Annotated in this window: 14 protein-coding genes and 2 pseudogenes; 11 read left to right on the top strand and 5 right to left on the bottom strand. The window is 71.4% G+C overall.

The features are described 5' to 3' along the window. Positions 1 to 14: 14 nt before the first annotated feature. Positions 15 to 1178: a PQQ-dependent sugar dehydrogenase gene (locus tag F1615_RS17975; protein WP_244328776.1), complete on the bottom strand. Its 1164-nt coding sequence runs from the start codon at positions 1176 to 1178 to the stop codon at positions 15 to 17. 167 nt (positions 1179 to 1345) lie between these two features. Then, entirely contained in the window at positions 1346 to 2344 is a 999-nt protein-coding gene (locus F1615_RS17970) for an aldo/keto reductase (protein ID WP_149549993.1), read from the bottom strand. A gap of 75 nt (positions 2345 to 2419) precedes the next feature. On the opposite strand from F1615_RS17970, the gene F1615_RS17965 reads away from it, so the two are divergent. The 6 genes and pseudogenes from F1615_RS17965 (at position 2420) to serA (ending at position 12398) form a co-directional block, all read left to right on the top strand. Then, positions 2420 to 3373 carry a 2-hydroxyacid dehydrogenase gene (locus F1615_RS17965; RefSeq protein ID WP_149549992.1) on the top strand — a complete coding sequence of 318 codons (954 nt, stop codon included), beginning with the start codon at positions 2420 to 2422 and terminating at the stop codon, positions 3371 to 3373. A gap of 424 nt (positions 3374 to 3797) precedes the next feature. After that, positions 3798 to 6792 (top strand): annotated as a pseudogene (locus F1615_RS17960) (EAL domain-containing protein). Between the two features lie 231 nt (positions 6793 to 7023). Then, on the top strand, positions 7024 to 8877 hold the full coding sequence (locus F1615_RS17955) for an acetolactate synthase large subunit (protein ID WP_208818345.1): 1854 nt from the start codon (positions 7024 to 7026) through the stop codon (positions 8875 to 8877). A 21-nt stretch (positions 8878 to 8898) separates the two neighbouring features. Continuing rightward, positions 8899 to 9423: an acetolactate synthase small subunit gene (ilvN, locus tag F1615_RS17950; RefSeq protein WP_030216544.1), complete on the top strand. Its 525-nt coding sequence runs from the start codon at positions 8899 to 8901 to the stop codon at positions 9421 to 9423. Positions 9424 to 9542: 119 nt separating this feature from the next. Next, positions 9543 to 10541: a ketol-acid reductoisomerase gene (gene ilvC, locus F1615_RS17945; RefSeq protein WP_149549990.1), complete on the top strand. Its 999-nt coding sequence runs from the start codon at positions 9543 to 9545 to the stop codon at positions 10539 to 10541. A gap of 267 nt (positions 10542 to 10808) precedes the next feature. After that, positions 10809 to 12398: a phosphoglycerate dehydrogenase gene (gene serA / locus F1615_RS17940; RefSeq protein ID WP_149549989.1), complete on the top strand. Its 1590-nt coding sequence runs from the start codon at positions 10809 to 10811 to the stop codon at positions 12396 to 12398. Positions 12399 to 12455: 57 nt separating this feature from the next. Here the strand turns inward: serA and F1615_RS17935 are convergent. Both F1615_RS17935 and F1615_RS17930 read right to left on the bottom strand, forming a co-directional pair. Beyond that, positions 12456 to 13119, bottom strand: a pseudogene (locus F1615_RS17935) (MFS transporter); the annotation flags it as partial. Between the two features lie 29 nt (positions 13120 to 13148). Beyond that, positions 13149 to 14423 (bottom strand): PucR family transcriptional regulator, encoded by a 1275-nt coding sequence (locus tag F1615_RS17930; protein WP_208818344.1) that lies wholly within the window; start codon positions 14421 to 14423, stop codon positions 13149 to 13151. 137 nt (positions 14424 to 14560) lie between these two features. Between F1615_RS17930 and F1615_RS17925 the strand changes: the two genes are divergently transcribed. Next, on the top strand, positions 14561 to 15487 hold the full coding sequence (locus F1615_RS17925) for a proline dehydrogenase family protein (RefSeq protein ID WP_149549988.1): 927 nt from the start codon (positions 14561 to 14563) through the stop codon (positions 15485 to 15487). 174 nt (positions 15488 to 15661) lie between these two features. Then, positions 15662 to 17293 (top strand): L-glutamate gamma-semialdehyde dehydrogenase, encoded by a 1632-nt coding sequence (gene pruA, locus F1615_RS17920; RefSeq protein WP_149549987.1) that lies wholly within the window; start codon positions 15662 to 15664, stop codon positions 17291 to 17293. A 58-nt stretch (positions 17294 to 17351) separates the two neighbouring features. Here pruA and F1615_RS17915 read toward each other — a convergent pair whose 3' ends face one another. Continuing rightward, a complete protein-coding gene (locus tag F1615_RS17915) occupies positions 17352 to 18218 on the bottom strand; it encodes an alpha/beta fold hydrolase (protein ID WP_149549986.1) in 867 nt (288 codons plus the stop codon). Positions 18219 to 18547: 329 nt separating this feature from the next. Here F1615_RS17915 and F1615_RS36855 point away from each other — a divergent pair, with 329 nt between their 5' ends. From F1615_RS36855 to F1615_RS17900, 3 genes are all read left to right on the top strand, one after another. After that, the gene (locus tag F1615_RS36855; protein ID WP_149549985.1) at positions 18548 to 18679 is read left to right on the top strand and encodes a hypothetical protein; all 132 of its coding nucleotides are present in this window, start codon (positions 18548 to 18550) and stop codon (positions 18677 to 18679) included. Between the two features lie 67 nt (positions 18680 to 18746). Continuing rightward, complete coding sequence (locus tag F1615_RS17905) at positions 18747 to 19790, top strand: 3-isopropylmalate dehydrogenase (RefSeq protein WP_149549984.1); 1044 nt, start codon at positions 18747 to 18749, stop codon at positions 19788 to 19790. A gap of 248 nt (positions 19791 to 20038) precedes the next feature. Beyond that, positions 20039 to 21127, top strand: coding sequence for a branched-chain amino acid aminotransferase (locus F1615_RS17900; RefSeq protein ID WP_149549983.1), 1089 nt, complete (start codon positions 20039 to 20041; stop codon positions 21125 to 21127). The last annotated feature ends 337 nt before the right edge of the window (positions 21128 to 21464 follow it).

Genomic DNA, 21464 nt, shown 5'->3' with positions numbered 1-21464 from the left:
GCGGGTCGGTACAGCTAGCCCACCCGGAGTTCCAGGATGCGGTCGTCGCCGTCCTGCGGGTTGCCCCGGCCGTCCGTGTTGCTGGTGACCAGCCACAGCTTGTCGCCACCCGCCGGGACGACCGTGCGCAGCCGGCCGTACTCGCCCTCCAGGAAGGCCTGCGGGTCCGCCGAGGCCTCCGTGCCCTTCAGGGGTATGCGCCACAGTCGCTGCCCGCGCAGGCCCGCCATCCAGATCGACCCCTCCGCGTAGGCGATGCCGCTCGGTGAGGCCTCGTCCGTGCTCCACTGGTCGATCGGGTTGTGGAAGCCGCCGTCGTCGGACCTGCCCTCCGCCTCCGGCCAGCCGTAGTTGTCGCCCGGTTCGATCGCGTTCAGCTCGTCCCAGGTGTTCTGGCCGAACTCCGAGGCGAACAGACGCTGTTTGGCGTCCCAGGCCAGGCCCTGCACGTTGCGGTGCCCGTACGAGTACACGGGGGAGTCGGGGAACGGATTGCCCGGGGCCGGCTCGCCCTCCGGGGTCAGCCGGAGGATCTTGCCGCCCAGGGATTCCTTGTCCTGGGACAGGCCCGTGTCCCCGCTCTCACCCGTGCCCACGTACAGCATCCTGTCGGGGCCGAAGGCGATCCGGCCGCCGTTGTGGATCACGCCCTTGGGGATGCCCCTGAAGACCGTGTCGGGCGCGCCCAGCTGTTGCCCCGCGGGCTTCTCCTCGTCGTGGATCAGGCGCACGATGCGGTTGTCCGAGGCGGAGGTGAAGTAGGCGTAGATCATGCGGTCCGAGGCGTACTCGGGGGAGAGGGCGATGCCGAGCAGGCCGCCCTCGCCGGACGGCGACACCCCCGGCACCTCGCCCAGCTCCGTCTTCTTTCCGGTCCTGCCGTCGACCCGGGTGATCGTCGCCTCGTCCCGGGAGGACACCAGGAGGTCGCCGCCGGGGACGGGGGCCAGGCCCCAGGGGCTCTTCAGGCCCGTCGCGACCGTGCGGGCCACCTTCACCGAGCCCTTCGCGGGTGGTGTCTGCTCCGCGGGCCGCTCCGGGGCCGACGACCGGGCCGCCGTGTCCCTCGGGGTGGCGCTGCCGTCTCCGCCCGGTGATCCCCCGTCGTCGGAGGAGCAGCCGGCCGTCAGCAGGAGCGCGGCGGCGGCCAGTACGGCCGTCACGGCTCGATGTCGCACGATCTTGTCCCTTCGACGCGGCGGGTTCTACCTGTCATACACCGCTCGCGCCTCCCAGGTTCCCGAACGCCCGACCTCGAACCGCGCCGCCCGCGCGACCTCGGTCCGGTGCGGGCCGCCGTCGGCCGGCCCCGTCCCGCTGCCCCGGCGCCGCCCGTCGGCCCCGCTCAGTCCCACGACCCCTGCGCGGGAGGCAGTTCCGCGATCTCCGCGAGGTCCTGTTCCGTCAGGCGCAGACCCGCCGCCGCCGCGTTCTCCGCCACCCACCGTTCGCGCTTGGTGCCGGGGACCGGGATCACCTGGCGGCCCCGGCTCAGCACCCAGGCCAGGGCCACCTGCGCCGGGGTGACGTGCTCGCCGTGCCGGCGGGCGACACGGCGCAGTCCGACCACGACGGGCTGGTTCGCGGCCATCATCTCGGCCGTGAAGCGGGGGTGCCGGGCGCGCAGGTCGTCCGCCTCGAAGCCCACGCCGGGCGTCAGCGTGCCGGTCAGGAAGCCGTTGCCCAGCGGCATCGCGGCCAGGAAACCGATCCCCCGGGTCGCGCACCAGGGCAGCAGCGACTCCAGCGCCTCCGGCGACCACACGGACAGCTCCGCCTCCACCGCGCTCACCGGGAAGACCTGCTGCACCCGCTCCAGCTGCCGCACGGTCGCGTCGTGCAGCCGCGCCCCCGGACGCCGGGACGAGCGCGCGCCCACCGCGCACAGCCCCAACGCCCTCACCTTCCCCGCCTGTACGAGCTCCGCCATGGCGCCCCAGGTCTCCTCGACCGGGACCTCCGGGTCGGCGCGGTGCAGCTGGTAGAGGTCGATGACATCGGTCTGGAGCCGGCGCAGCGACGCGTCACAGGCCCTTCTCACGTACCCGGGGCGGCCGTTGGCCACGATGTGCTGGTCGCCCACCAGCAGGCCGACCTTCGTCGACACGAAGGCGTCGGAGCGCCGCTCCTTCAACACCCGTCCCAGCAGCAGCTCGTTGGTGAACGGGCCGTACATGTCGGCGGTGTCGAGGAGGGTCGAGCCGGAGTCCAGCGCCCGGTGCACCGCCCTGAGCGACTCCTCGCCGCGCTGCCGGGACGTGCTGTAGGCCCAGCTCATCGGCATGCACCCGAGTCCTACGGCCCCCACCGCGAGCGCCGCCGCGCCGATCGTCCTGCGCTCCACCTGCTCGTGACCCTCCCTCTCCGGGCCCCCAACCTAACCTCTGCCGCGGACAGCTCCTGAACTAGCCTCCCGACCATGACTGCTGCTGACGTATGGCTCCCCATTCCGCCGGACGAGATCGACGGCCTGCCCGAGGGCCCCCGCTACCGCTTCTGGGACGGCGGTGAGGAGTTCCCCGCCGACCCGGCCGACTGCGCCTTCTACGTCGTGCCGTACATGAAGCCCGCCGGGGTCGGTGTGCGGCCGATGCCGCTGATGCGCTCCGTGCGGGTCGTGCAGACCCTGTCGGCCGGCACCGACCACGTGGAACCGGGCCTGAAGCACCTGCCCCCCGGCGTGCGGCTGTGCAATGCGCGCGGGGTCCACGAGGCCAGCACCGCCGAGCTCACGCTCGCGCTGATCCTGGCCTCCCTGCGCGGCATCCCCGGTTTCGTGCGGGCCCAGGACAAGGGGGAGTGGCGCGGCGGGTTCCGGCCCGCGCTCGCCGACAAGAACGTACTCATCGTGGGGTACGGCTCGATCGGCGCGGCCATCGAGGACCGGCTCGTTCCGTTCGAGCTCGCGCGGGTGGCGCGCGTCGCGCGCTCCGCGCGCACCACGCAGCGCGGGCCGGTGCATCCGCTCACCGAACTGCCCTCTCTGCTCCCGGAGGCCGACGTCGTCGTCCTCTCCACCCCGCTGACCGAGACCACCCGGCACCTCGTGGACGCCGGGTTCCTGGCCCGCATGAAGGACGGCGCCCTGCTCGTGAACGTGGCCCGCGGAGGCGTCGTCGACACCAAGGCGCTGCTCACCGAGCTGGAGGGCGGGCGCATCACCGCGGCGCTCGACGTCACGGATCCCGAACCGCTGCCCGCGGACCACCCCTTGTGGCGGGCGCCGGGCGTGCTCGTCACCCCGCACGTGGGCGGACCCACGTCGGCCTTCCTGCCGCGCGCCGAGCGGTTGCTGCGGGAACAGTTGCGCCGTTACGTGAACCAGGAGGAGCCCGGCAACGTGGTCCTGGTGACGGGAGCGGAAGACCTGTAACCCGCTTCGAGTACCGTCCGCGTTGTTCCGGGCGCGGTGGGTACTCATACATCTGTTGATCGTCACGGAGCGTAGAGAACCTATGTCCCTGAGTGACGAGACTGGTGTATCGTCCCGACAGGGGCTGCGCCGCTGACCAACGGCGCGGGGGATGGACACGGAGACTGCGAGGGGGGCGACAGGCGATGCACGGCCCATGGACGAGCGATCCGACGCGCCACAGCCGTCGGAAGCGACACGGGCGCGCGGACGCGCGCGGCCGCGGTCACCACGGCGGCCATCACGGCGGCCATCACGGCCGGCGCGGGGGCCGGCCCGACGGTCCCGGTCCGCACCAGCACCGGCAGGCCGGCTGCAGGAGACATGCCCACCCGGTGCTCCGGGGGCCGAGGGATCCGGGAGCGGCGCGGACCGGGAGGGACCGGTGAGCGCGCCGACCCCCACCTCGACCCTCGACGGAGCGCTGCGTCCCCAGGCCGCCGCGCGGACGCCGCTCCTCAGTGCGCCGGCCGTCGACCGCCGGCCCGGCCCGGTGGCGCAGCTCGTCCTGGCCCTCGTCTGCGCGGCCTACGCCGTGGGTGCCGCGTTCGGCTGGGGCTCGGAGAAACTCGCGCTGATCATGGGCGACTTCGGGCTGAGCGCCGCCGCCGGTGCCGCCGCCGTGTCCTGCTTCGTCTACGCCCGCAGCCCCCGGACCCGGTTTCGGCCCGCCTGGATGCTGTTCGGCCTCTCCTCGGCCATGGCCTCCCTGGGCAATCTGGTCTGGGGCTGGTACGAGGTCGTGCTGGGCGTCGCCGTGCCCAATCCGAGCTACGCCGACCTGTTCTTCCTGTGCTTCGCGCCGCCCGCCATCGTGGGACTCCTGGTGCTCGCCAAACGGCCGGTGACCAAGGCCGGCTGGGTCTGTCTCGCCCTGGACGCCTGGCTGATCGGCGGCTCCCTGCTCACCCTCGCGTGGAGCCTCGCCCTCGCCCAGGCCGCCCAGGCCGAGGGACCGGGCGTCGCGCACACCGCGCTGTCACTGGCGTACCCGCTGCTCGACATCGCCCTGGTCAGCATGGTGCTCGCGCTGCACTTCCGGCGCTCGGCGGTGAACCGGTCCGCGGTCAACACCGCGATCGGCGCGCTCGCGCTGACCGTGATGTGCGACGCCCTGTTCACCTCCCCGCTGCTGCACGCCGGCTACCGCTCCGGCCAGCTGCTCGACGCGGGCTGGTTCGCCGGCTCGCTGCTCCTGGCGTACGCCCCGTGGACCGCGCCGCGCGGCGGCCCGCCCGAGCGGGAGGGACACACGCGCGTGGTCCGCGAGCACCTGCCGGGGCAGCGCGGCGTGCCGGACCACCGGCACCCGCCCCCGCCGAGCGGCGAGCACGGCCGGTATCCGCTCTCCCGGCCGATCGCCGGTTCCCTCGCCGCGCTCACGCCGTACCTCGCCGCCGCCGTGTGCACCCTGGGCATCCTCTACAACGTCCTCAACGGCCGCAGCGTCGACCGTGTCGTGCTGATCACCGGGGGCACCGTGGTGCTCGCGCTCGTCGTGCGCCAGGGCATCATGCTGCTCGACAACATCACCCTCACCCAGGAACTGGCGCAGAAGGAGAACCACTTCCGCTCCCTGGTACAGGGATCCAGCGACGTCATCATGATCGCCGCGCCCAGCGGCATCCTCCGCTACGTCTCCCCGGCCGCCGCCGGGGTGTACGGCCGCCCCGCGGAGGACCTGGTGGGGACGGAACTGGCCGGGCTCATCCACCCGGAGGACCTGGGCCGCGTCGTGCACGAGGTGCGGCGCTTCCTCGCCGCCAGCCCGGTCGAGGAACCCACCACCCGGATCGAGTGCCGCTTCCGCTCCGGCGACGGCGGCTGGCTGAACGTCGAGTCGACCGTCAACCGGCACCACGGCGGCCTCATCTTCAACAGCCGTGACGTGACCGAGAGAGTGCGGCTCCAGGCGCAGCTCCAGCACAGCGCGGAGCACGACCCGCTCACCGACCTGCCCAACCGCGCCCTGTTCACCCGGCGCGTCCAGCAGGCGCTGTCCGGCCGCCGCGCCTCGGACCGCGGGGCCGCCCTCAGGGGCACCGCCGTGCTCTTCATCGACCTCGACGGGTTCAAGGGCGTCAACGACACCATCGGGCACCAGGCCGGGGACGAACTGCTCGTCCAGGCCGCCCGCAGGCTGCAGGACGCGGTCCGCAAGGGCGACACCGCCGCCCGGCTGGGCGGTGACGAGTTCGCGGCCCTGATCGCCGGGGACGGCGTCCGCGACCGGGACGCCAGGGAGCGGCACATGCTGGAGCTCGCCGACCGTCTCAGAGCGACCCTGTCCCAGCCCTACCTCATCGACGGCAACGATGTCCGGGTCAACGCCTCCATCGGCGTCGCCTTCGCCGAACCGGGCCTGGGAGCGGGTGAGTTGCTGCGCAACGCCGACCTCGCCATGTACCGGGCGAAGGCGGGGGGGCAAGGGCCGGGTGGAGCTGTACAGGCCGCAGATGCAGCAGGACGTCATCCGCAAGGCGGAGCTGGCCACGCGGCTGCGCGCGGCGCTGCACCACGGCGAGTTCGCCCTGCTGCACCAGCCGGTGGTGTGTCTGGAGGACGGCCGGATCACCTCGGTCTGCGCGCAGGCGCGCTGGCGCTCCTCACAGGGTGTGCTCTTCACGCCCGCGGAGTTCCTGCGCGTGGCCGAGGACAGCGAGAAGACCGCCGAGCTGGGCCGGTGGGTGCTGGAGGAGGCAATCGAGCAGGCCGCCGAACGGCATGCGACGGGACTGCCCGTGCCGGTGGCCGTCCGGCTGAGCGCGCGCCGCCTGCTGGACCGGTCGTTGCCGCTCGGCTCGATCGAGGCCCTGCTCACCCGGCACGGGCTGCCGTCCGGCGCGCTGGTGGTCGAGCTGGCGGACACCGATCCCCGGGTACCGCTCGACGAGCTGGAGCGCCGGCTGGCCGTGCTCAAGCGGCTCGGCGTCCGGGTCGCCCTCGACGGCTTCGGCGGCGGCGTCGCGGCGATCACGGCCCTGAGGCGGCTCCCGGTCGACGTGCTGAAGCTCGACCGCAGCTTGGTCGACGGCGTCGTGGAGTCCGCGCGGCTTTACAAGATCACCAGCGGGCTGCTGCGGATCGCCTCCGACCTCGGGATGCAGTCCGTGGCCGTCGGCGTGGACCTGCCCGAGCAGGCGGCGGCACTGCGCGCGATGGGCTGTACGCACGGGCAGGGCATGGCCTTCTCCGGGCCGCTGGACGAGTACCGGCTGCGCAGGGCGCTGGCCGCCGGGCACTATCCGGTGCCGCACGGGACGGCCGAACCCGTACTCACCGGCGGAGGGCCGGGGGTGTACTCCACGGGAGTGACCGCCGTACTCAAAGCCGGTACGGCACTGCGCTCACATAATGAGACTCCCGTCCCACCCACTTGACAGTGGGTGTGCGGCGGGGGGAGGGTCAGTGCCATGCGCACCCGAATTCTCGTACTTGGACAGCGCGTCGGCTGACGCTGAGCCAGATCGCTCAGCGACCACCACCCGACGCGCTTCCCCTCGCTTGCCTCATGGCACGAGGGGTTTTTTGTTGCACAGGCACCTGCCGAGCAGCACGCGTAACCCGCACGAACTTCGCATAAAACCCTCAGCATCGAGAAGAGAATGCCGATGACCGAGCAGGCCACCGGGGCCCATCACCCGCAGCCGCGGCCCCGATCCGGAGGACATCAGTCCGCCCCCGTCGAGCACGTCACGGGTGCGCAGTCCCTCATTCGCTCTCTCGAGGAGGTCGGCGCCGACACCGTATTCGGCATTCCCGGCGGTGCGATCCTTCCCGCCTACGACCCGCTGATGGACTCGACCCGGGTGCGCCACGTCCTGGTCCGGCACGAGCAGGGCGCCGGCCACGCGGCCACGGGCTACGCGCAGGCCACCGGCAGGGTGGGCGTCTGCATGGCGACCTCGGGCCCCGGTGCCACCAACCTGGTCACCCCGATCGCCGACGCGCACATGGACTCCGTGCCCATGGTCGCGATCACCGGCCAGGTCGCCTCCAAGGCGATCGGCACGGACGCCTTCCAGGAGGCGGACATCGTCGGCATCACCATGCCGATCACCAAGCACAACTTCCTCGTCACCAAGGCCGAGGACATCCCACGGGTGATCGCGCAGGCGTTCCACATCGCCTCCACCGGCCGCCCCGGCCCGGTGCTGGTCGACATCGCCAAGGACGCCCTCCAGGCGAAGACCACCTTCTCCTGGCCGCCCACCATGGACCTGCCCGGCTACCGGCCCGTCACCAAGCCGCACGCCAAGCAGATCCGCGAGGCCGCCAAGCTGATCACCGCCGCCAGGCGACCGGTCCTCTACGTCGGCGGCGGGGTCCTCAAGGCCCGCGCCACCGCCGAGCTGAAGGTCCTCGCCGAACTCACCGGAGCTCCCGTCACCACCACCCTGATGGGACTCGGCGCGTTCCCCGACAGCCACGAGCTGCACGTGGGGATGCCGGGCATGCACGGTGCGGTCACCGCCGTCACCGCGCTGCAGAAGGCCGACCTGATCGTCGCCCTCGGAGCCCGCTTCGACGACCGCGTCACCGGCAAGCTGGACAGCTTCGCCCCGTACGCCAAGATCGTCCACGCCGACATCGACCCGGCGGAGATCGGCAAGAACCGCGCCGCCGACGTGCCGATCGTCGGTGACGCCCGCGAGGTCCTCGCCGACCTCATCCAGGCCGTCCAGAAGGAGCACGCCGAGGGCAACCGCGGCGACTACACCGCCTGGTGGAAGGACCTGAACCGCTGGCGTGAGACCTACCCGCTCGGCTACGACCAGCCCGAGGACGGCTCGCTCTCCCCGCAGCAGGTCATCGAGCGCATCGGGCAGCTGGCGCCCGAGGGCACGATCTTCGCGGCCGGCGTCGGCCAGCACCAGATGTGGGCCGCGCACTTCATCGAGTACGACAAGCCCGCCACCTGGCTGAACTCCGGCGGCGCCGGAACGATGGGCTACGCGGTCCCGGCCGCCATGGGCGCCAAGGCGGGTGCCCCCGACACCGCCGTCTGGGCGATCGACGGTGACGGCTGCTTCCAGATGACCAACCAGGAGCTCACCACCTGCGCCCTGAACAACATCCCGATCAAGGTCGCCATCATCAACAACGGCGCCCTCGGGATGGTCCGCCAGTGGCAGACCCTCTTCTACAACCAGCGGTACTCCAACACGGTGCTGCACTCCGGCCCCGGCGCGGACACCGCCGAGAAGAGCGCCGGCACCCGCGTCCCCGACTTCGTCAAGCTCTCGGAGGCCATGGGCTGCCACGCGATCCGCTGCGAGGACCCGGCCGATCTCGACAAGGTCATCGAGGAGGCGAACTCGATCAACGACCGCCCGGTCGTCGTGGACTTCATCGTCCACGAGGACGCGATGGTGTGGCCGATGGTCGCCGCCGGCACCTCCAACGACGAGATCATGGCCGCCCGGGACGTCCGCCCCGACTTCGGCGACAACGAAGACGACTGAGAGCCGTAAAGGAAGCAGATCATGTCCAAGCACACGCTCTCCGTCCTGGTGGAGAACACCCCCGGCATCCTGGCCCGGATCGCCGCCCTGTTCTCCCGCCGCGGCTTCAACATCGACTCCCTCGCCGTCGGTGTGACCGAGCACCCCGACATCTCCCGCATCACCATCGTGGTGAGCGTCGAGGAGTTCCCGCTGGAGCAGGTCACCAAGCAGCTCAACAAGCTCGTCAACGTGCTGAAGATCGTCGAACTCGAACCCGGTCAGGCCGTCCAGCGCGAACTCGTTCTGGTGAAGGTGCGCGCGGACAACGAGACGCGCTCCCAGATCGTCGAGATCGTCCAGCTGTTCCGTGCCAAGACCGTGGACGTCTCCCCCGAGGCCGTGACCATCGAGGCCACCGGCAGCAGCGACAAGCTGTCCGCGATGCTCAAGATGCTGGAGCCGTTCGGCATCAAGGAACTCGTCCAGTCCGGCACGATCGCGATCGGACGTGGTGCCCGTTCGATCACCGACCGGTCGCTGCGCGCTCTGGACCGGTCGGCCTAAGACACGGGGCGGGTGGCCGGCCGCGACCCGGCCGCCCGTATTCCGAGACTCCGAAACTTCCCCTCCCCCCGCCGTCATACGGTGGGACGCAACACCTGCACTCAAGGAGAGAACCCAAAGTGGCCGAGCTGTTCTACGACGCCGACGCCGACCTGTCCATCATCCAGGGCCGCAAGGTCGCGGTCATCGGTTACGGCAGCCAGGGCCACGCCCACGCCCTGTCGCTGCGCGACTCCGGCGTCGACGTGCGCGTCGGTCTGCACGAGGGCTCCAAGTCCAGGGCCAAGGCCGAGGAGCAGGGCCTGCGCGTGGTGAGCCCGTCCGAGGCCGCCGCCGAGGCCGACGTCGTCATGATCCTCGTGCCGGACCCGATCCAGGCCGAGGTCTACGAGAAGCACATCAAGGACAACCTGAAGGACGGCGACGCGCTGTTCTTCGGCCACGGCCTGAACATCCGCTACGGCTTCATCAAGCCCCCGGCCGGCGTGGACGTCTGCATGGTCGCCCCCAAGGGGCCGGGCCACCTGGTGCGCCGCCAGTACGAGGAGGGCCGCGGCGTTCCCTGCATCGCCGCCGTCGAGCAGGACGCCACGGGCAACGCCTTCGCGCTGGCCCTGTCGTACGCCAAGGGCATCGGCGGCACCCGCGCGGGCGTCATCAAGACGACGTTCACCGAGGAGACCGAGACCGACCTGTTCGGCGAGCAGGCCGTCCTCTGCGGTGGCACCGCCGCGCTGGTCAAGGCGGGCTTCGAGACCCTGACCGAGGCCGGCTACCAGCCGGAGATCGCCTACTTCGAGTGCCTGCACGAGCTGAAGCTGATCGTGGACCTCATGTACGAGGGCGGCCTGGAGAAGATGCGCTGGTCCGTCTCCGAGACCGCCGAGTGGGGCGACTACGTCACCGGCCCGCGGATCATCACCGACGCCACCAAGGCCGAGATGAAGAAGGTCCTCGCCGAGATCCAGGACGGCACCTTCGCCAGGAACTGGATGGACGAGTACCACGGCGGTCTGAAGAAGTACAACGAGTACAAGAAGCAGGACTCCGAGCACCTGCTGGAGACCACCGGCAAGGAGCTGCGCAAGCTCATGAGCTGGGTCGACGAGGAGGCCTGAGCCTCATGCCCCGAAGGGCCGGAGCGGAATGCTCCGGCCCTTCGGGCGAACCCGGGGTAACGTCGGTGGTACGGCGTTGTCCATCCCGTCCCGCCACGGACGGGTGATCCTTCCGCAGCGGCGTAAGACGACGCCCTCGGCGCCACTAGACTGCTGCACTACATACGCGTCAGGCCCACAGCGTCGTGCGTCTTCCACGCGGCTAGCACTTCTTCACCGCCTGCGGCCGTCGGGACGGCCGTCCGCATTGGACTTGTGAGGACTCACGTGAGCTCGAAACCCGTCGTACTCATCGCTGAAGAGCTGTCGCCCGCCACCGTCGACGCCCTCGGCCCGGACTTCGAGATCCGCCACTGCAACGGCGCGGACCGTGCCGAGCTGCTCCCGGCCATCGCCGACGTGGACGCGATCCTGATCCGCTCGGCCACCAAGGTCGACGCCGAGGCGGTCGCCGCCGCCCGCCGGCTCAAGGTCGTCGCCCGCGCCGGCGTCGGCCTCGACAACGTGGACGTCTCCGCCGCGACCAAGGCCGGCGTGATGGTCGTCAACGCCCCCACCTCCAACATCGTCACCGCCGCCGAGCTCGCCTGCGGTCTGATCGTCGCCACCGCGCGCAACATCCCGCAGGCCAACGCCGCGCTGAAGAACGGCGAGTGGAAGCGGAGCAAGTACACGGGCGTCGAGCTCGCCGAGAAGACCCTCGGTGTGGTGGGTCTGGGGCGGATCGGCGCCCTCGTCGCGCAGCGCATGTCCGCGTTCGGCATGAAGGTCGTCGCCTACGACCCCTACGTGCAGCCCGCGCGGGCCGCGCAGATGGGCGTCAAGGTGCTGTCGCTGGACGAGCTGCTCGAGGTCTCCGACTTCATCACCGTCCACCTGCCCAAGACCCCCGAGACCCTCGGTCTGATCGGCGACGAGGCGCTGCGCAAGGTCAAGCCGGGCGTGCGCGTCATCAACGCCGCGCGCGGCGGCATCGTCGACGAGGAGGCGCTGTACTCGGCGCTCAAGGAGGGCCGGGTCGCCGGCGCGGGCCTGGACGTGTACGCCAAGGAGCCGTGCACGGACTCCCCGCTCTTCGAGTTCGACCAGGTCGTCTGCACCCCGCACCTCGGCGCCTCCACCGACGAGGCCCAGGAGAAGGCCGGTATCGCCGTCGCCCGCTCGGTGCGTCTCGCGCTCGCCGGCGAGCTGGTCCCGGACGCGGTGAACGTGCAGGGCGGCGTCATCGCCGAGGACGTCAAGCCGGGCCTGCCGCTCGCCGAGCGCCTCGGCCGGATCTTCACCGCGCTCGCCGGTGAGGTCGCGGTCCGCCTCGACGTCGAGGTGTACGGCGAGATCACCCAGCACGACGTGAAGGTGCTGGAGCTGTCCGCGCTCAAGGGTGTCTTCGAGGACGTCGTCGACGAGACGGTCTCCTACGTCAACGCCCCGCTGTTCGCCCAGGAGCGCGGTGTCGAGGTCCGGCTGACCACCAGCTCGGAGTCGGCCGACCACCGCAACGTCGTCACCGTGCGCGGCACCCTCTCCGGCGGCGAGGAGATCTCGGTCTCCGGCACGCTGGCCGGTCCCAAGCACGTCCAGAAGATCGTCGCGGTCGGCGAGTACGACGTCGACCTCGCCCTCGCCGACCACATGGTCGTCCTGCGCTACGAGGACCGTCCGGGTGTCGTCGGCACCGTGGGCCGCATCCTCGGTGAGGCGGGCATCAACATCGCGGGCATGCAGGTCGCCCGGGCGACGGTCGGCGGCGAGGCGCTCGCCGTGCTGACGGTCGACGACACGGTGTCCTCCGGGGTGCTGGGTGAGCTGGCGGCGGAGATCGGCGCGACGTCGGCCCGCTCGGTCAACCTGGTCTGAGAGTGCCGGGGGCAGCCCTGCCCCGGGACCCCCGTTCGCCCTGAACGGGCTCCGTCCTCACACGCCGGACGGGCTGAGTGTGTCAGCCCGTCCGGCGTTTTCCGTGGGTGCCTCCGGACGCACCCTGACGTGCCGCAGGCCCGCGGCCGCCAGTCCCGCGGCGCCGACGAGCAGCACCGCACCCGCGATCGCGGCCCCCCGCATCCCGCTGGTGAACGCCTCGCGCGTCGCCGTCGCCAGGGCGTCCCCCGCGCGCCCCGGCGGCTCGGCCGCCACGGCCGGCGCGCCGCCCAGCGTCTCCCGGGCCAGGGCCGGGGCCGCCCCCGCCTTCTCGACCGGTGCCGGACTCAGGGCCGGGTCGGTGAGCGGGGACATCGCGACGACGATGCCCGAGGCCATGACCCCGCACGCGGCCGGCACCAGCCAGAGCGAGTCCGTGTCCGCCAGGGCCGGCAGCCCGTAGCCGCCGGCGGAGACGAGGAAGCCGGCCGGCACCACGTACGCACGCTCGATCCCCCGCTGGACCAGCTGCGCGGCGGCCGGCGCGGCGACGCCGATCAGCACCGACGCCGGCAGGCTCCACAACGCGGCCTCCAGCGCGCTCTTGCCGAGGACCGACTGGAGGTACCGGATGGTGAAGAAGGCCGAGCCCATCATCCCGAAGGCCGACAGGGTGTTGAGGGCGAGCGGGGCTGGAACCCCCGCGGAAGAGGCCCGGCGAGCCGCGCACCGCCCCCGAGGCGGGACAGCTCACCGCCGGCCTTCGCCGGGTGATCGGGGCGGCCGCCGCAGGCGGTGCGCCTTGAGCACCATGTGCAGCAGCAGGCGGTCCTCCCCGTCGTCCAGGTCCAGGCCCGTGAGCTGCTCGATCCGGGACAGGCGGTAGTAGAGGGTCTGCCGGTGGATGCCCAGCTCGACCGCCGTACGGCCGGCCTGGCCCGCACGGTCGAGGTAGATCTCGGCGGTGCGGGCGAGTTCCGTCTGCGCGGGGGAGAGCAGCGGGCTGACGGCGGGATCGTGGGCGGCCCCGGGGGGCAGCGCGGTCAGCAGGCGGAAGGGGCCGATGGACGCCCACTGGGCGACCGGTCCGAGCCGGGGTTCGGCCAGCGCCGCCCGCGCCGAGGCCGAGGCCTCCTCCCAGGCCGTGCCCAGGTCGGCGAGACCCGCGCGGGGCGCGGCGATCCCGGCCGCCCGCGGAGGGCCGCCGTCCTGCCCGGCCGGACCGCCGTCCCGGGCCCGCTCCAGGAGCCGGGAGGCCGCCGACGTCGCCGGGGCGAGCGCGTCCGTCGAGCGCAGCCGCAGCAGCAGGGCGAGGGACAGGCCGGTCGCGCCCGACGGCAGGGTGCACAGCGCCGTGGCGCCCGGCACCGTACGGACCGACGGGGCGTCGTCGGGGGCGGCGGAGGGCCAGGGCGCGACACAGACCACCGTGTGCGGACCGTCGGCGCGGCTGCCGAGGGCGGTGCGCAACTCGGCGACCGCCATCTCCCGCTGCCAGTCCCGCTCCGCGGTCAGCACCGCCCGCAGTTCGCGGGTGAGGTCGGCGCCGTGCTGGGCCTCGTCCGCGAGCAGGGCCCCGATCCGCGCCGTCACCCGCATGGCCGCGTCCAGCTGCTGCGGGGAGGGGCCCGGGTCGTAGTCGAGCAGCCAGACGTAACCGAGGACGACTCCCCGGTGGCGTACCGGCAGGCAGACGCGTCCGCGGTGCACGCCCGCCTCCGGGGTGCGCGGAATGCGCACGGGGCCCGTCGCACGCGTGATGCCGAAGCCCTCGAACCAGGCGCGGACGGCGGCCGTCGAACGGCGGGTCAGGATCGAGCGGGTGCGCACGGGGTCCAGCGCCGACGGATCGAGGTCGCCCTCGCTGTCGTACGCCCCGAACGCGATCAGCTCGAAATCCCGGTTCTCCAGGGTCGCCGGGGCGCCCAGCAGCTCGGAGATCTCGTCCACCAGCTCCTGGTAGTCGTCCCTGTATTCCGACGTCACCCGGGCATTCTGCCGCAGAATCCCGGAGCCTTCATACATCTGTCTGAGATCTCCGGCACGGATGCGTGACAGCTGTCGATGGCCCAGGATCGGGGTCATCCTTAGGTTTCACGGTGGTTCTCCGTGCCGTACCCGGGATGTCGGGTGACGGCCTCATGCACTTGTGGAGGTGCCCCGTGCTGGGTCCCGTGATTCTCGCCGCGTCGCGCAGCGACCGGATGCGACGCCTGATCTCGGCGGCCCCGGTGACCAAGCAGGTCGTCGACCGCTTCATCCCCGGCGAGACCGTCGACGAGATCCTGCCGATCATCCAGGAGCTCACCGGCAACGGCCTGGAACTCACCATGGACGTCGTCGGCGAGGACATCACCACCCCCGAGCAGGCCGCCGCCGCGCGCGACGCGTACCTGGAGCTGATCGACCGGCTTCGGCCGCTGGAGCTCGGCTCCCGCGCCGAGATGTCGGTGAAGCTGTCGATGTTCGGCCAGGCCCTCCCCGGCGGCCACGAGCTGGCGCTGGCCAACGTCCGCCCGGTCGTCGAGGCCGCCGCCGAGATCGGCACCACCGTCACGCTGGACGCCGAGGACCACACCACCCTCGACTCGATGTTCGCCATCCACGAGGAGCTGCGGAAGGACGTCCCGCAGACGGGCTGCGTCATCCAGGCCTACCTCTTCCGCACCGAGGAGGACGCGCGCCGCCTCGCCGCGGCCGGCAGTCGCGTACGGTTGGTGAAGGGCGCCTACAAGGAGCCCGCCGAAGTCGCCCACCAGCAGAAGCACGAGATCGACAAGGCGTACGTGCGCATCCTGCGGACGTTGATGGAGGGCGAGGGGTACCCGATGATCGGGTCCCACGACCCGCGTCTGATCTCCATCGCCCAGGAACTGGCCCGCACCGCCGGGCGCAAGCCCGACGAGTACGAGTTCCAGATGCTCTACGGCATCCGCGGCGACGAGCACCTGAGGCTGGCCGCCGAGGGCCACCGCATGCGCGTCTACACGGCCTACGGCACCGACTGGTACGGCTACTTCATGAGGCGTCTGGCGGAGAAGCCCGCGAACCTGAGCTTCTTCCTGCGCAGCATGATCAGCCACAACTGAGACAACTCGGCTGTGCCGCAGCCACGGCCCCGGCCGGGGGTCCGGGGGTTGTCCCCCGGGAAGGCACAGCATGAGGCGTCTGGCGGAGAAGCCCGCGAACCTGAGCTTCTTCCCGCGCAGCATGATCACCAAGGGCTGAGACCACACCGCTCACGACAAGGAGTTACGCCACCCATGGACGCTGTGACCCAGGTCCCCACCCCCGTCAACGAGCCGGTGCACGGCTACGCCCCCGGGACGCCCGAGCGCGCCCGGCTCGAGGCCAAGCTCAAGGAGCTGGCCGACAACCCGATCGACCTGCCCTGCACCATCGGCGGCGAGAAGCGGATGGGCGGCGGCGAGCGCTTCGACGTCGTGCAGCCGCACAACCACAAGGCCCGCCTGGGCACGTACGCCAACGCCACCCAGCAGGACGCCCGGGACGCCATCGACGCGGCCCTCGCCGCCGCGCCCGCCTGGCGTGCGATGTCCTTCGACGACCGCGCGGCGATCATCCTGCGCGCCGCCGAGCTGCTGGCCGGCCCGTGGCGCGAGACCATCGCCGCCTCCACCATGCTGGGCCAGTCCAAGACCGCCCAGCAGGCCGAGATCGACAGCCCCTGCGAGCTGGTCGACTTCTGGCGCTTCAACGTCCACTACGCGCGCGGCATCCTCGCCGAGCAGCCCCCGGCCAACTCCCCGGGCGTCTGGAACCGCCTCGACCACCGCCCGCTCGAGGGCTTCGTGTACGCGATCACGCCGTTCAACTTCAGCGCCATCGCGGCCAACCTGCCCACCGCGCCCGCGCTGATGGGCAACGTGGTGGTCTGGAAGCCGTCCCCGACCCAGACCCACGCCGCCGTGCTGCTGATGCAGCTGCTGGAGGAGGCGGGTCTGCCCAAGGGCGTCATCAACCTCGTCACCGGTGACGGCATCGAGGTCTCGGAGGTCGCACTGGTCCACCGGGACCTGGCCGGCATCCACTTCACCGGCTCGACCAAGACCTTCCAGCACCTGTGGAAGACGGTCGGCAACAACATCGAGAAGTACCGCACGTACCCGCGTCTGGTCGGCGAGACCGGCGGCAAGGACTTCGTCGTCGCCCACCCCAGCGCCGACCGCGCGATCCTCAAGACGGCCCTGACCCGCGGTGCCTTCGAGTACCAGGGCCAGAAGTGCTCGGCGACCTCCCGCGCCTACATCCCGGCGTCGATCTGGAACTCCGGCTTCAAGGAGGAGTTCGCGGCCGAGGTCGACGGCATCAGGATGGGTGACGTCACCGACCTGTCCAACTTCATCGGCGCCGTCATCGACGAGCGGTCCTTCGCAAAGAACAAGGCCGCCATCGACCGTGCCGAGGAGGACGCGTCCTGCACGATCGTCGCGGGTGGCTCCTACGACGACTCGGAGGGCTGGTTCGTCCGCCCGACCGTCATCGAGTGCGACGACCCGGAGAACGAGGTGTTCCGCACCGAGTACTTCGGCCCGATCCTCGCCGTGCACGTCTACGACGACGAGAAGTACGACGAGATGCTGACCCAGATGGAGTCGGTGTCGGACTACGCCCTGACCGGCTCGGTCATCGCGAACGACCGTGCGGCGGCGGCGTACACGATGGACAAGCTGCGCTACGCGGCCGGCAACTTCTACATCAACGACAAGTCGACCGGCGCCGTCGTCGGCCAGCAGCCCTTCGGCGGCGGCCGTGCCTCCGGCACCAACGACAAGGCCGGTGCCCCGCAGAACCTGATGCGCTGGACGCTGACCCGCGCCATCAAGGAGACGCTGGTCCCGCCGACCGACTACACGTACCCGCACATGGGCTGACCTCCCGCGCGTACTCCCACGGGGCCGGGCCGTCGACGACGGCCCGGCCCCGTGTGTGTCAGGGGGTGAGGCTGCGGGCGAGGAAGTCCCGCATGAGGGCGGCGATCTGCGCCGCGTGGGTCTCCAGGGCGAAGTGGCCGGTGGGCAGGAGGTGGACCTCCGCCTTCGGCAGGTCGCGCTGGAAGGCGAGGGCACCGGCCGGGACGAAGATCTCGTCATGGGCGCCCCAGGTGGCCAGCAGCGGGACCTGGCTGTCGCGGAAGTACGCGTGGAAGGCCGGGTAGAGGGCGATGTTGGAGCCGTAGTCGGAGATCAGGTCGAGCTGGATCTCCGCCTGCCCGGGCCGGGCGATGAGCGCCGCGTCGTGCTCGTACGCGTCCGGGCTGACCAGACTCGGGTCGGGAACGCCGTGCAGGTACTGCCACTTGATCCCGTCGAGCGTGTAGATCTCCCGCACCGGTGCCTCGGTCTCGGGCGTGCGGTGCGCGACGAGGTCGAGCACGGGTGCCCAGGCGTCCCTGCCGAGCCCCTCCTCGTAGGCGTTGCCGTTCTGGGTGACGATCGCGGTGACGCGGTCGGGGTGGGCCAGGGCGAGGCGCAGCCCGATGGGGGCGCCGTAGTCCTGCACGTAGAGCGCGAACCGGTCCAGTCCCAGCTTCTCGGTGAACTCCCCGGTGAGCGCGGCCAGCGTCTCGAAGGTGTACGTGAAGTCGGTGGGCGGGGGAGTGGCCGACCGGCCGAACCCGATGTGGTCGGGGGCGACGACCCGGTACCGGTCGGCGAGGAGCGGGATGAGGTCCCGGAACATGTGCGCACTGCTGGGGAAGCCGTGCAGCAGCAGGAGCACGGGGGCGTCCGCGGGGCCGGCCTCGCGGTAGGCGACCTCGTGGCCCCGGACGGTGACGGTGCGATGGGCTGTGGACATGCCGACGACGACCCTCTCTAACCATTGAATGCGTGAATGACGGTTGCAGGGGCAGTCCACCACGGACAGCTCTAACCGGTCAATGTGTTCAAGGTGGTTATGTTTGAGGTGGCCGTCTCAGATAGTAGGAAGTCCGAGTAATTGTGGAGACAGGCGCTGCCGGCTCCCTTAGCTTTGTAGAAGCCGAACGTCTCGCTCGATCAAGCGAATGGCGGTCGTGAGCAGGCCCCGTGCAGGCAACCCCTGCGGCCGGTGCTCCCCGCCCCACCCGGCGTCTCGTAACCCCCTCTCCGTCCGCACTCCAGGCATGTCGAAGGAGTCGATGCACCATGTCCGAGACGACCGTCCGCCGCCGCGTCCGTCACACCCCCCGCACGAGCGAATCCGACCGCAAGAACGCCGCGGCCGCCCTCCAGCGCGCCCTCGACCGCAGGGACAACGGCGGCTCGACCGGCCACTGACACGCCCGCGGCGTCCGTATGCCGGACGCCGCATGTCATCCCGTGGGACGAGGAGTAGGGTGCCCGCATGTCTCGCAGCATCAATCTCGCAGTGATCCCCGGTGACGGCATCGGCCAGGAGGTCGTGGCCGAAGGTCTGAAGGTCCTCTCCGCCGTCCTTCCGCAGGATGTGAAGCTGGAGACCAAGGACTACGACTTCGGCGCCAAGCGCTACCACGCCACCGGTGAGACCCTCACCGACGCCGACCTCGACGAGCTGAAGCGGCACGACGCCATCCTGCTCGGCGCCATCGGCGACCCGTCGGTCCCCTCCGGTGTCCTCGAGCGCGGGTTCCTGCTCAAGCTCCGCTTCGCCTTCGACCACCACGTCAACCTGCGTCCGTCGAAGCTCCTCCCGGGTGTCGCCACCCCGCTCGCCGGCCAGCCCGCGATCGACTTCGTCGTGGTCCGCGAGGGCACCGAGGGGCCGTACACGGGCAATGGCGGCACCATCCGCAAGGGCACGCCGCACGAGGTGGCCACCGAGGTCTCCGTCAACACGGCCTTCGGTGTCGAGCGCGTGGTCCGCGACGCCTTCGCCCGCGCCCAGGCCCGGCCCCGCAAGAAGCTCACGCTGGTCCACAAGAACAACGTGCTGGCCTTCGCCGGCCACCTGTGGACGAACGTCTTCAACAAGGTGGCCGAGGAGTACCCCGAGGTCACCACCGACTACATCCACGTCGACGCCGCGACGATCTACCTCGTCACCGACCCGGCCCGCTTCGACGTCATCGTCACCGACAACCTCTTCGGCGACATCATCACCGACCTCGCCGCGGCCGTCTCCGGCGGCATCGGCGTCGCCGCGAGCGGGAACATCAACCCCTCCGGTGAGTTCCCGTCCATGTTCGAGCCCGTGCACGGCTCGGCACCGGACATCGCCGGCCAGGGCAAGGCCGACCCCAGCGCCACGGTCCTGTCCGTCGCCCTCCTGCTGCGCCACCTCGGTCACGACGCCGAGGCGGCCCGTATCGAGGAGGCCGTCTCCGACGACCTCGCGGAGCGCGGCACCCTGCCCGCCCGCAGCACCTCGGAGATCGGCGACGCGCTCGCCGCGCGAGTAGCCGGCTGACCCGGCGCCCCCCGACACCATTCGAAGCCGCCGGGTCGCATCCGCGCCCGGCGGCTTTCCCCTGTCCCCGCCGGGTGTCACCATCGACCACCGGGCCGCATACACCCTGTTTCTTCCGCAGCTGCCTCCGGGCGATAATCGAACGCGGAGCCGCGGAATGAGGGAATGCTCGGACGTCCCAGCACTGGCCACCGGCCGTACGGGCGCGTGCGCGGCCCGTCACTACAACCGGTGAAGGACAACCACTCATGACGACGCCCACGATCGAGCTCAAGCCCTCGGCCCACCCGCTCTCGGACGCAGAGCGCGAGGCGATCCTGGCCAGCCCCGGGTTCGGCCGCCACTTCACCGATCACATGGTGACGATCAAGTGGACCGAGGGCCGCGGCTGGCACGACGGCCAGCTCGTCCCGTACGCGCCGATCTCCCTCGACCCGGCGACCACCGTGCTGCACTACGCCCAGGAGATCTTCGAGGGCCTCAAGGCCTACCGCCAGCCCGACGGCTCCGTCGCCACCTTCCGCCCCGAGAAGAACGCCGAGCGCTTCCAGCGCTCCGCCAGGCGGCTCGCGATGCCCGAACTGCCGGTCGAGACCTTCATCGAGGCGTGCGACGCGCTCGTCGCCCAGGACAAGGCGTGGGTGCCGGCGCACGGCGGCGAGGAGTCCCTCTACCTGCGTCCGTTCATGATCGCGACCGAGGTCGGGCTGGGCGTGAAGCCCGCCAACGAATACCTGTTCCTGGTCATCGCCTCGCCGGCCGGCGCGTACTTCCCGGGCGGGGTGAAGCCGGTCTCCATCTGGGTCTCCGAGGACCGCGTCCGCGCCGTCCCCGGCGGCATGGGCGACGCCAAGACCGGCGGCAACTACGCGGCCTCCCTGCTCGCCCAGGCCGAGGCCGCGGCCAAGGGGTGCGACCAGGTCTGCTACCTCGACGCCGTGGAACACAAGTGGGTCGAGGAACTGGGCGGCATGAACCTGTACTTCGTGTACGGCGACAGGATCGTGACGCCCACCCTCACCGGCTCGATCCTGGAGGGCGTCACCCGTGACTCCCTGCTGGGCGTCGCCCGCGACCTCGGGTACGAGGCGGTCGAGGAGCGGGTCTCCGCCGAGCAGTGGCAGCGCGACTCGGAGAACGGCAGCCTCACCGAGGTCTTCGCCTGCGGTACGGCGGCCGTCATCACCCCGGTCGGAACCGTGAAGCGGGACGGTGCCCAGTGGCAGCAGAGCGGGGGCGAGCCCGGTGAGGTCACCCTCCGTCTGCGCCAGGCGCTCCTCGACGTCCAGCGGGGCACGGCCGAGGACCGGCACGGCTGGATGCACAAGCTGGGCTAGGCGGGGCCAGGGCACCGGTGCCGGCGGGTCGCCGGGGGCTCCGCCCCCGGACCCCTCGGCGCGAACGGCCCCGTCCCCGAGCGCCGGGCCTGGTGGCGCCGCCGGCCGAGGGCGTCTCCCGGGGCGAGTCCCGCCGCGTCGACGCCGGCCCGCGCCGCGCCACCCGATCGCCGCACGGTGGGGGACGCCGTCGAGCAGCGCACGCACCAGGGCCGCCACGCGCTCGCGCACGCACGGGAGTTCCTCGCAGAGACGCTTCTCGCGGACACCTGAACCCGCGCCCGGGTTGTACGCGAAACGGCGGATTGACCCTCCCGGCGGAGGTGCGGTTGGCTCC

Source organism: Streptomyces marokkonensis (assembly GCF_008312835.1).
Lineage (GTDB): Bacteria > Actinomycetota > Actinomycetes > Streptomycetales > Streptomycetaceae > Streptomyces > Streptomyces marokkonensis_A.
This window is presented reverse-complemented; position numbering and strand designations above follow the sequence as displayed.

Coding starts and splice junctions, on each gene's coding strand:
- F1615_RS17930 (WP_208818344.1), bottom strand. CDS start 14,423: ATGTATGAAGGCTCCGGGATTCTGCGGCAGAATGCCCGGGTGACGTCG.
- F1615_RS17915 (WP_149549986.1), bottom strand. CDS start 18,218: ATGTCCACAGCCCATCGCACCGTCACCGTCCGGGGCCACGAGGTCGCC.
- F1615_RS36855 (WP_149549985.1), top strand. CDS start 18,548: ATGTCCGAGACGACCGTCCGCCGCCGCGTCCGTCACACCCCCCGCACG.
- F1615_RS17905 (WP_149549984.1), top strand. CDS start 18,747: ATGTCTCGCAGCATCAATCTCGCAGTGATCCCCGGTGACGGCATCGGC.
- F1615_RS17900 (WP_149549983.1), top strand. CDS start 20,039: ATGACGACGCCCACGATCGAGCTCAAGCCCTCGGCCCACCCGCTCTCG.
- F1615_RS17955 (WP_208818345.1), top strand. CDS start 7,024: ATGACCGAGCAGGCCACCGGGGCCCATCACCCGCAGCCGCGGCCCCGA.
- pruA (WP_149549987.1), top strand. CDS start 15,662: ATGGACGCTGTGACCCAGGTCCCCACCCCCGTCAACGAGCCGGTGCAC.
- ilvN (WP_030216544.1), top strand. CDS start 8,899: ATGTCCAAGCACACGCTCTCCGTCCTGGTGGAGAACACCCCCGGCATC.
- F1615_RS17965 (WP_149549992.1), top strand. CDS start 2,420: ATGACTGCTGCTGACGTATGGCTCCCCATTCCGCCGGACGAGATCGAC.